We start from the raw sequence: 10,203 nt of genomic DNA on the forward strand, positions 1-10,203 counted from the left end.
CCCCACCGTCGTTCACGCCTCCCCACCGGCACGCCCCTCCCCCCACCCGAGGGGCGTGCCGTTCGCCTGCCTGCTCCCGTCCCCGGAGGACCCATGGCTCCCCGAACGAAGACCCGGCACCGCACGGCCCGCAGCTGCCTCACGGCAGCCGTCGCGGTCGCGGCGGCCGGTGCCGGCCTGCTCGCGCCGCCGCAGTCGGCCGCGGCCGCCGAACCGGCCCCGTCCGCCCACCTCACCGTCCGGCTCGACCCCTCCTACCAGCAACAGCCCTTCCAGGGTTGGGGCACCTCGCTGGGCTGGTTCGCCAACGTCACCGGAGGCTGGCCCGAGAACCTGCGCAACCGGCTGGCCGACGAGCTCTTCGGCGCCGAGGGCCTCGGCCTCACCGTCGCCCGCTACAACATCGGCGGCGGCGACAGCCCCGAAACCGTGCCGTACATGCGGCCCGGAGCGGCCGTTCCCGGCTACTGGAACCGTCCCGCGGAGCACGGTCCGCAGGCGGGCGGCCCGGACGGCGGAGCCGGGTCGGCGGACTGGTGGGACCCGGGGAACCCCGATCACTGGAACGCCGCCGCCGACGCCAACCAGCGCTGGTGGCTCACCGCCGCGAAGAGCCGCGGTGCGGACACCTTCGAGGCGTACTCCAACTCCGCCCCGTACTTCATGACCAACAGCGGCCTGGTCTCCGGCGCGGTCGACAGCCGGCAGGACAACCTCCGCCCCGACCAGTACGGCAGGTTCGCCGCCTACCTGGCCGGGGCCGTCAAGCGGGTGCAGGACTCCACCGGCGTCACCTTCGGCTCCCTGTCGCCGGTCAACGAGCCCGGTACGGGGTACTGGCGCGCCGGCGGTCCCCAGGAGGGCTCGCACTGGGAGCACGCCTCCCAGGCGCGCATGATCGGGAGCCTGCGCGGCGCGCTGGACGCGGAGGGCCTGGCCACACCGGTGGCGGCGATGGACGAGACCGACCCGGTCATGTTCCGGGACGACTGGAACTCCTACCCGGCCGCGACCCGCTCGGCGATCGGCAAGCTCAACGTCCACACCTACGACCCGCGCGACCGTGCCGGCGCCCGGGACATCGCCAAGGGCTCGGGCAAGCCGCTGTGGATGTCCGAGGTCGACCTCGGCGGCGGCGGACCGCAGGACTTCACCGACATGGACCCCGCCCTCGACCTCGCCGACCGCATCACGGGCGACCTCAAGGAGCTCGAACCCCGGGCCTGGGTGCTCTGGCAGGCCGTCGAGGACTACGAGAACATGACGCCCGCCCACGAGAACTCCAACTGGGGCCTCATCCAGGTAGATCTGACACCCGACGACCCGGGCGCCGAACCCGTCCGCAAGAACAAGAAGTACTGGGCGATGGCGAACTACACCAGGTTCGTCCGGCCCGGCGCCCGGGTCATCGCCACCGACGACGCCACCACCCTCGCGGCCCTGCGGCCGGGCGGCGCGGGCACGGTGGTCGTCCACACCAACGACACCGGCGCGGCCCAGAACCTCACCCTCGACCTGGCCGGCTACCAGAAGCCGGGCACCGGCACGGCCGTCCAGCGCTACACCACCGACGCCACCAAGGACGTGCGGCGCGAGGCGGACCTGACCGTGACGGCCGCCGCCACGGTGACCACGACGGTCGGGCCCGGCTCGGTCACCACCTTCGTCCTGCCGGGCACGGTCGGTGTGAACGCCTCGACGGCGGTCACACCGGCCGGTGACGCCCGCCAACTGCTGAACGAGAACAGCGGCCTGGCCCTCGCGGCCGGACCCTCCGCCCAGGGCGGGCCCGTCCAGCGCACTCCCGACCCGGCCGACCCGGGGCAGCGGTGGAACGTCACCCGGGTCGGCGGCGGCTGGGACAGCACGGCGACCTACCGGATCAGCAACGCCGCCACGGGCAAGGCGCTGGCCGTGACCGAGGGCGCCCTCGGCTTCGCCGATCCCGGCAACGCGGCGAAGCAGCTGTGGATGCGCTCCACCACCGGCGACGGGCGCGGCACCTTCGTGAACAAGGCCGGCGGGCTCCTGCTGGACGTCGGCGAGGCGGCCCGGTGGGACGGGGCACCGGTGGGCGTCTGGCCCGCCACCGCCGGGAGCAACCAGTCGTGGTCGGTGCGCGGCGCGGGCACGGACGTGTGGCAGCCGGTGACGGTCCGGCGCAGCGGGCTGTGCGTGGAGGCCGTCGGGGGCACGGCCGCTGGGGGCGCGGCCGCTGGGGGCGCGGACGCCGCCGGTACCGCCGTCGCCCAGTCCGACTGCACCGGATCCGCGGCCCAGCAGTGGTCGCTGCGGGCGGGCGGCCCCGGTCAGGTGTCCGTGGTGGTGCGCTCCAGCGGGTTGTGCCTGGACGTGGCGGGCGAGTCCACGGCGGACGGTGCCCCGGTGGTGCAGTACGGGTGCAGCGGGGCGCGGAACCAGGAGTGGTCGGTCCGTCCCACCGGCGGCGGCTGGTCGGCCCTGGTGGCGCGGCACAGCGGCAAGTGCCTGGCCGTCGCGGCGAACGCCGTGGAGCCCGGGGCGGCGCTGGTGCAGGAGCCCTGTGGAGCGGGCGCCGGGCAGCGGTTCAGGATCGGCTGACCCGCCGGTGGCGGCGCGTGTCCCCTTCCGGCCTACGGCGGGGGCACGCGCGTCCGTCGTGTCCGGTCAGGAGGTGCGTCCCGAACGTCCCGCGCGACCGGTGCGCGGCGGTGCGGCCGTGCTGGCCCGGACGATCAGTTCGGGCCGGACCACCACCGCCGTGACGGGGGCGTCCTCGCTCGCCGGCGGATCGATCCGGTCGAGCAACCGGGCCACGCACTGGCGCCCGACCTCCTCGAAGTCCTGCCGCACGGTGGTCAGCGGGGGCACGAAGAAGGCCGCTTCGGGGATGTCGTCGAAGCCGACCACGCTGACGTCCTCCGGCACCCGGCGCCCGGCCTCGTGCAGGGCGCGCAGCAGGCCGAGCGCCAGCTGGTCGTTGGCGGCGAGGACGGCGGTGACGTCCGGCTGTGCGGCGAGCCGCCGGCCGATCGCGTAGCCGGACGCGGCGGTCCAGTCGCCGAAGTCGATCGGCGGCACGGGGGCTCCGGCCGCCTTGAGGGCGCCGTGCCAGGCGGCGGCCCTTCGGCGGGCGGCATAGGAGTTCTGCGGGCCGCCGATGTGCCGGACCGTCCGGTGCCCGAGGCCGAGCAGGTGTTGGACAGCGGCCGTGACGCCCGCCGCCTGGTCGGTGTCGACGGAGGTGTAGCGCCGGTCGGGATCGCCGTCCGCGACGACGACCGGCACGCCGGAGGTGATGTCGAAGCCGGGCCGGTCGAGGATCTGGGCCTCGATGACGGCGAGACCGTCGACGGCCTGGTCGGTGAGCAGCCGGACGGCGCGCTGGACGGCCTCCTCGGTCTCGTCCTCGATGCAGACCACGTGGACCGAGTAGCCCGCGGCCTGGGCGGCCCGGGAGATGGCGGCGAGGGTCCGGGCGTTGCCCTGCGCGGTGACGTCGAAGGTCACCACCCCGAGGGCGTGGAAGCGCCCGAGGGTGAGGGCCCGGGCCGCGCTGTTGCGCTGGTAGCCGAGCATCCGCATGGCGGACAGCACTCGCTCGCGGGTCTCGGGCTCGACGTTGGGCCGGTCGTTGGCGACCCGGGAGACCGTCTGCGAGGAGACTCCCGCGAGGGCCGCCACGTCGGCCTGGGACGCCGGGCGCCGGGCGGAACGCGCGGCAGTGCCGGGCTTCGCCGCGCTGTTCATACCGGCCCCTTCCCCTGATGTCTGCGCCGACATCGTAGCGGCCGTGATCAGCGGGCGGACCTGGCCGGGGGGAAGGGACCGGGGAGACGGGCCCGGGAGGGGCGGACCGGGGACACGTGGCCGCCCGCCCGCGCCCCGTCAGGCGCGGCGTCCCGGGGAGGAGCGGGACGCCGCGCCGGACGGGGTGCCGGGGCAGGGCGGGAGTGGAGCGTCGGTCAGGCCGTCGGGTCGTCAGGTCGTCGGGTCGGTCAGGCGGGGAGGCCGATGGGCCGTTCGCCGCTGCGGCGCTGCTGGATGACGACGGCGATGACCAGCAGGGAGCCCTGGGCGACGTTCTGCCAGAAGGAGTTGACGCCCTGGACGGTGAGGCCGTTCTCCAGGCAGCCGAGGAGCGCGACGGCGAGCAGGGTGCCGCCGATGCCGCCCTTGCCGCCCTTGAGCGCGCAGCCGCCGAGGGCGGCGGCGGTGATGGCCTTGAGTTCGAGGCCCTCGCTGCCGGAGACGGGCTGGCCGCTTCCGGTGCGGGCGGTGAGCAGGACGCCGGCCACGGCGGCGACGACGCCGATCAGGCCGTAGACGGCGATCAGGTACTTGTTGATGCTGATGCCGGCGAGGCGGGCGGCGGTGTCGTTGCCGCCGATGGCGTAGATGTTGCGGCCGATGTCGGTGTACTTGAGGAGGACGTGGACGCCGAGGGCGACCAGGACGAGGATCCACACCATGACGGGCAGTCCGGCGATCTTGCCGCGGCCGAGGAAGACGAAGACGTCGTCGTTGAGGACGTAGCCCTGGGCGCGCCCGTCGGACAGGAGTTGGGCGAGTCCCTTGTAGGCGGCGAGTCCGGCGAGGGTGGCGATGGTGGGGTTGACCCGGCCGTAGACGATGACCAGGCCGTTGACGATGCCGACGAGGACGCCGACGGCCAGGGCGGCGGCGATGCCGAGATAGGGGTTGGACCCGGTGGAGGTGAAGGCCATCGCGCTGACCACGGAGGCGACGCCGGCCTGGGAGCCGACGGAGATGTCGAGGCCGCCGATGATGATGACCACGGTCTGGACGACGGCGAGCAGTCCGGTGATGGTGGCGGCCTCGGCGATGACCTGCATGTTGCCCAGGCTGAGGAAGTTGTCGTTGAGGGTGCCGAACAGGGCGAGCACGACGACGAGGGCGCCGATGAGGCTGAGGTTCTGGGCGCCGACGGAGGCGAGGATCCTGGTCGCGCCGCCGGAGGGGTGCGGCAGGTTCCCGCCGGCCTCGGTCGTGGGCGGGGTGCCGGTGGTGGTGCTCATGCGGATGCTCCAGGAGTGGGGACGGTGGCGATGTCGTCGGCCATGGCGAGGCTGAGGATGGCCTCCTCGGTGGCGTCGGCGCGGTCCAGTTCGCCGGTGACGCGGCCGTTCTGCATGACGAGGACGCGGTCGGCGAGGCCGAGGATCTCGGGGAGTTCGGAGGAGATGACGAGGACGGCGACGCCGTCGGCGGCGAGGTCGGCGATGATCCGGTAGATCTCGGCCTTGGCGCCGATGTCGATGCCGCGGGTGGGCTCGTCCAGGATGAGGACCTTGGGCCTGCGGGCGAGCCAGCGGGCGAGCACGACCTTCTGCTGGTTGCCGCCGGACAGCTTGCGGACCTCGTGCTCGATGGAGGGCGTGCGGACCCGCAGCCGGTCCGTGTACTCCTGGGCGAGTTCGCGCTCGGCGGCGCGCCTGACGAAGCGGAAGCGGCGCAGCCGCTCCAGGACGACGGTGGAGGTGTTGTCGCGGATCGAGCGGTGCAGGAACAGGGCCTGGGCCTTGCGTTCCTCGGGGGCGAGGCCGAGGCCGGCGCGGATGGCCGCGCCGGGGCTCCCGGAACGCAGGGGCAGGCCGTCCAGGGTGACGGTGCCGGAGCGGATCGGCCGGTCGCCGGCCAGGGCGAGGGCGAGTTCGGAGCGTCCGGCGCCGATGAGTCCGGCGAGGCCGACGACCTCGCCGGCGTGGATCCGCAGGCTGATGTCGTGGACGTCGTCGGTGGTGACGTTGCGGACGTCGAGGACGAGGCGGTCGGTGGCGACGCGGGTGCGGGAGAACATGGCGGACAGGTCGCGGCCGACCATGAGGCGCACGAGGTCGCCCTCGGTGGTGGTCGCGGCGTCCTGCACGCCGGCGAGGGCGCCGTCGCGCAGGACGGCGATGCGGTCGGCGAGTTGGAAGATCTCCTGCATCCGGTGCGAGACGTAGACGACGGCGACGCCCTGGTCGCGCAGGCGGCGGATGAGGGCGAACAGGGCGTCGACCTCGTGCTCGGAGAGCGAGGAGGTCGGCTCGTCGAAGGCGATGACCTTGGCCTCGCCGGTGAGCGCGCGCAGGATCTCGACCAACTGCCGCTGTGCGGGTGTCAGTTGCGAGCCGAGCAGATCGGGGTCGAGGACCTTGTCGAAGCCCAGGCGCTGCAGGTCGCCGGTGATGCGGCGGCGCAGTTCGGCGTGGTCCAGGCGACGGCCCGCGGCGCGGGGGAGGGCGCCGGCGTAGACGTTCTCGGCGACCGAGACGTGCGGGATGATCTCCGGTTCCTGCGGGATGATCCGGATCCCGGCGGCGCGGGCCTGGGCGGGGGAGGCGAGGTCGACGCGGCGGCCGTCGAGGACGACGTGGCCCTCGGTCGGCTGGTGGTCGCCGGTGAGGATCTTGAGCAGGGTGGACTTGCCGGCGCCGTTCTCCCCCATGAGGGCGGTGACCTGACCGGCCGGGAAGTCGAGGGTGACTCCGCCGAGTGCCTGCACCGTGCCGAACCGCTTGGTCACCTGGTGCACGCCGGCGAATCCTGTCGCGCCCGGGCCGGTCGGTGGGCGCGGGTCGGTCGGTGGGCGCGGGCCGGGCGTCGGGTCGTGGGCTTTGCTCATGGAAGGTCCTCGGGAGGTCTGTCGGGGAGTGGGTGGAGCCGGTCGGGGCCGCGGGGAGTTGCGGCCGATCGCCTCCGGCCCCTGGTCAGGGCAGCTGAGGGGGCCGGAGGCGGGCCGGGTCGGCGCGGCGTGGGTACGACGACCGGTCCGGGGACAGGTGTCAGCCGCAGGTGACGCCGGCGGACTTCCAGGTGGCCGCGTCGACCATGGTGGTGGGCGCGAACGCCTCCTTCGGGAACTCCTTGCCGTCCTTGAGCTTGTCGTACATGGTCTGGACGGCCAGGGCGCCGACGTCCTTGCCGTTGATGAACAGCGCGGCCTTCATGCCGGACGGCTTGCCGGAGCCCCAGTTCTTGCAGGCGAGGTAGGCGCCGATGCCGACGCCGATCACCCGGTCCGCCCCGATGCCGGCGTTCTCCAGCGCGGTGACGCCGCCCTGCACGTTCTCGTCGTTGCAGCCCCAGACGACCCAGTTCTTCACCCCGGGGTTGGCGGTGACCGTCGCGGCGATCTTGTCCTGGGCCCCGGTCGGCGTGTTGTCGGTGGCCACGTCGATGTTCTGGACGCCGGGCGCGGCGGCGCCGAATGCCTCCTTGGCGCCCTTCACCCGGTCGCCGCAGACCGTGACGTCCTGCTTCCACGCGGAGATGGTGCGGGTCTCGGCCGGGTTCCAGCCGGCCTTCTTGTACTCCTCGGCCGCGCGCTTGCCGACCTCACCACCCATCTGGGAACCCGAGAAGCCGATCCGCGGGACCAGGTTCTCCTTGGCGCACACCGACGGGTCGGGGCCGTTGGTGCAGATCTGGTCGTCCGAGGTCAGGAGCGCCAGCTTGGCGTCCTTCGCGGCCTGGACCACCTGCGGGCCGACCGCCGGGTCCGGCACCACGATGATCACGCCGTTGGTCTTCTGCGCGACGGCCGCCTGGACCTCGCTGATCGTCTTGTTGGCGTCGTTGCCCAGGTTCACCACCTTGAGGTCGACGCCCAGCTCGGCCGCCTTCGCCTTGGCGCCGGCGGCCTCGCCGACGAAGTACTCCTGGTCACCCTGCTTCTGCAGGTAGGTGATCGAGATCTTCCCGTCGACCTTGGCGACCGCGGCGTCCCCGCCGGAGGCGGCTTCCTTGCCGGTCGAACAGGCGGTCGTCAGGCCGAGGCTGAGCAGCAGTCCCGCTGCGGCGACGGTACGGCTGGTGGTACGGAACATGGGGAGCTCCTTCGGGACCGCACCCGTTGACGGCAGGGTGCCGGGTGCGGTGGGGCGCAGGTACGTGGGGCCCGAGATGGTGGCGGGCCACGATCTGGAGGAAATGTGGCTGGTCGGGAACTACGTTTGTCGGTGAACAGCAAAGCAAACACAATGCGTCAGAAACCAACAGACTTGAACGTAGTGGGGATATGACACCTCTGTTTCGGAAGTCACGTCAAGAGCACGTCGGTGTCGAGACCACCTTGTGACGTGCGGCACTCGACCGACCCCGCTGCAGTGCCGGGGCTGCACCGGAGTCGGCGGGGGCGGGGCCGGCCGTGGGCCGGCTTGTAACGCTTCGGTAAACCCGCGGGACGGTCCGGGGGTGCGCGACTCGTACCTCGGAGACCTGCGCGCGGACCGGCGGCAGGCCGCACGGAGAGCCCGCCCCGGAGCCCGAGGAGAACAGTGAGAGACCCCGCATCGTCCTGGAGCGCCTTCGTGCCCCGCGGCGAACAGCCCCGGTGTGGCCACTCCACCCCGGCCGCCGACGCGGAGAACGGGCCGTCGGACGGAACGGAGTGGTCCGGTCCGGCGCCGGGGGACACCGGGCCCACCATCGTCGTCCGCCGCCCCACGGCCCTCGTCCGCGCCGTACAGCCGTTCCCGACGGACCATCAGGAGGAGCCGGAGCAGAGGGAGATGGGCGGGCGTACCTCCTCCCGGACCGCGCTGTGGTGGACGCTGGCGGTCTCGGCCGCCGCCCTGGCGGGCGGCACGGCCGCTGCAGTCCAGTACGAAGGCACCCCCGGCCGGACCCCCCGGCCGGGGGCCTCGGCCCCGGCGGCCGGGGCGGCCGTGCCGACGGTCGGGAGTCCTTCCGGTGCGTCCGGTGCCGCCGTGCCCCGTCCGCCTGCCGGGGCCACGACGGCACCACCGCGGACGGGAGTTGCGGAGAGGGGGGGGAGCACCCCCCCCGCCCCGGGCACCCCGGATCCGGTGAAGCCGAGCGGGGCCAGGTCCTCCCCGCCCGTGCCCGGGGTGCCCGCCCCCACCGCTCCCGCCGCCCCCGGCGTGCCGCTGCCGGGCGGACGCTCCTCGTCCGAGCACTCCGACGGCCTCCGACCCACGCCCGACCGGGTGCCCGGGCCTGCCACGCCACCGCCGGCCACGGCCACCGACGGATCGGCCCGGCCGCCGTCCGCACCGGCCCGGCCCTCCTCCGCGCCCCCGGCGGGCGGACCGCTCGACACCGCGTCGGACAGCCCGACCGCGCGTCCGACGGAGGCGGCGACCTCGCCCGCCCCGAGCACCGGGGGCACGAACCGGCCCACCGTGCCGGTGCCGAGCACCCCCGGGTCCGGCCTGCCCGGCTCGGAGCCCCCGTCCGAGGTTCCGGCTCCGCCGCGGCAGCCGTAGTGCCGCACGGCCGGGCCGCCGCACGGCGCGGGCCCGCCGCGTTCCAGTAACGAATTCGCATCGCCGCGGGACGGGCGGGGACGCGGCGGCTCTCACCGGCAGACACCGAGACGGGTGTCGGAACTCCTCCTCGCCGGAAGGTGACCACGTTGTCCACCCCCCGCAGTCTGATCCTCGCGGGTGCCACCGCACTCGTCCTGTCGGCCGTCCCGGTCGGTGTGGCAGGCGCCACCGCCGATGCCGCTTCGGCCGGACCCTCGACCCCGGCGCTGCACCTGGACGTCCCGCTGCAGCGGGGCCTGGAGCCGACGGTGACCGGGGTCCCGCGGGAGTTCGAGGCGGGCGGCGCGGCCAAGGAGTTCACCGTGACCGTCAGCAACCCGACCGACCAGGACTTCGTGGCCTTCGCGCTGCTGAAGTTCAAGAACCAGGCCGGTGACCTCCGCGCCGCCGACCTCACGGTCGAGTACCGGCTTCCCGGCGGTTCCGCCTGGCTCCCCGGCTCCCTCGCCCCGGGCGGTGAGGGGGCGGACGGCAGCGTCCTGATGGTGCTCGGGGCCGGGGGCGGCGACGGCGTCTCCGACGACGCGCTGCTTGCGGTGCGGAAGGGGCGCAGCCTCGTGCTCAAGGTCCGTGCCTCGTTCTCGGCGAAGGCCCCGCGCGGCAAGGCCGGTGTCGCGCCGGTGACCTTCGCCGCGCGGCTCGACCCCAGGACCGGACAGCCGGTGGACCAGGGCAGCTACGGCTGCGCGTGCGCGGTGGGCTGCGCCGGGTTCCGGATCAAGGAGCCGGCCCCGCCGGCCCCGGTCCCCACCGCGGCTCCGTCGCGGACGGCCCCGCCCAAGTCCACGGCTACGCCCACCGCCACCGCCACGGCCACTCCGTCGCGTCCGGCGACGGCCACGCCGACGCCCACGCCGACGGTCACCGCGACGCCCACCGTCACGCCCTCGATGTCGCCGACGCCCTCCACCACCCCGTCCCGCAC

Annotated in this window: 6 protein-coding genes; 2 read left to right on the forward strand and 4 right to left on the reverse strand. The window is 74.1% G+C overall.

Annotation, left to right across the window (positions count from 1 at the left end):
* Positions 1-93 precede the first annotated feature (93 nt).
* Positions 94-2,580, forward strand: coding sequence for an RICIN domain-containing protein (locus ADK60_RS17340; RefSeq protein ID WP_053647049.1), 2,487 nt, complete (start codon positions 94-96; stop codon positions 2,578-2,580).
* A gap of 66 nt (positions 2,581-2,646) precedes the next feature.
* Here the strand turns inward: ADK60_RS17340 and ADK60_RS17345 are convergent, their stop codons facing one another.
* The 4 genes from ADK60_RS17345 to ADK60_RS17360 form a co-directional block, all read right to left on the reverse strand.
* Complete coding sequence (locus ADK60_RS17345; protein WP_053647051.1) at positions 2,647-3,729, reverse strand: LacI family DNA-binding transcriptional regulator; 1,083 nt, start codon at positions 3,727-3,729, stop codon at positions 2,647-2,649.
* A 248-nt stretch (positions 3,730-3,977) separates the two neighbouring features.
* Positions 3,978-5,018, reverse strand: a complete 1,041-nt coding sequence (locus ADK60_RS17350; protein ID WP_045944919.1) for an ABC transporter permease — start codon at positions 5,016-5,018, stop codon at positions 3,978-3,980.
* Entirely contained in the window at positions 5,015-6,610 is a 1,596-nt protein-coding gene (locus ADK60_RS17355; RefSeq protein ID WP_079008449.1) for a sugar ABC transporter ATP-binding protein, read from the reverse strand. Before ADK60_RS17355 ends, ADK60_RS17350 begins: the two co-directional genes overlap by 4 nt.
* Before the next feature lie 160 nt (positions 6,611-6,770).
* Complete coding sequence (locus ADK60_RS17360) at positions 6,771-7,814, reverse strand: substrate-binding domain-containing protein (protein ID WP_107094643.1); 1,044 nt, start codon at positions 7,812-7,814, stop codon at positions 6,771-6,773.
* A 1,550-nt stretch (positions 7,815-9,364) separates the two neighbouring features.
* On the opposite strand from ADK60_RS17360, the gene ADK60_RS43445 reads away from it, so the two are divergent.
* The coding region (locus tag ADK60_RS43445) for a hypothetical protein (protein WP_199839688.1) at positions 9,365-10,203 on the forward strand (839 nt) is incomplete at its 3' end.

Origin of the sequence: Streptomyces sp. XY431 (genome assembly GCF_001279805.1) — a bacterium.
Taxonomy (GTDB): domain Bacteria; phylum Actinomycetota; class Actinomycetes; order Streptomycetales; family Streptomycetaceae; genus Kitasatospora; species Kitasatospora purpeofusca.

Coding starts and splice junctions, on each gene's coding strand:
- ADK60_RS17350 (WP_045944919.1), bottom strand. CDS start 5,018: ATGAGCACCACCACCGGCACCCCGCCCACGACCGAGGCCGGCGGGAAC.
- ADK60_RS17360 (WP_107094643.1), bottom strand. CDS start 7,814: ATGTTCCGTACCACCAGCCGTACCGTCGCCGCAGCGGGACTGCTGCTC.
- ADK60_RS17345 (WP_053647051.1), bottom strand. CDS start 3,729: ATGAACAGCGCGGCGAAGCCCGGCACTGCCGCGCGTTCCGCCCGGCGC.
- ADK60_RS17355 (WP_079008449.1), bottom strand. CDS start 6,610: ATGAGCAAAGCCCACGACCCGACGCCCGGCCCGCGCCCACCGACCGAC.
- ADK60_RS17340 (WP_053647049.1), top strand. CDS start 94: ATGGCTCCCCGAACGAAGACCCGGCACCGCACGGCCCGCAGCTGCCTC.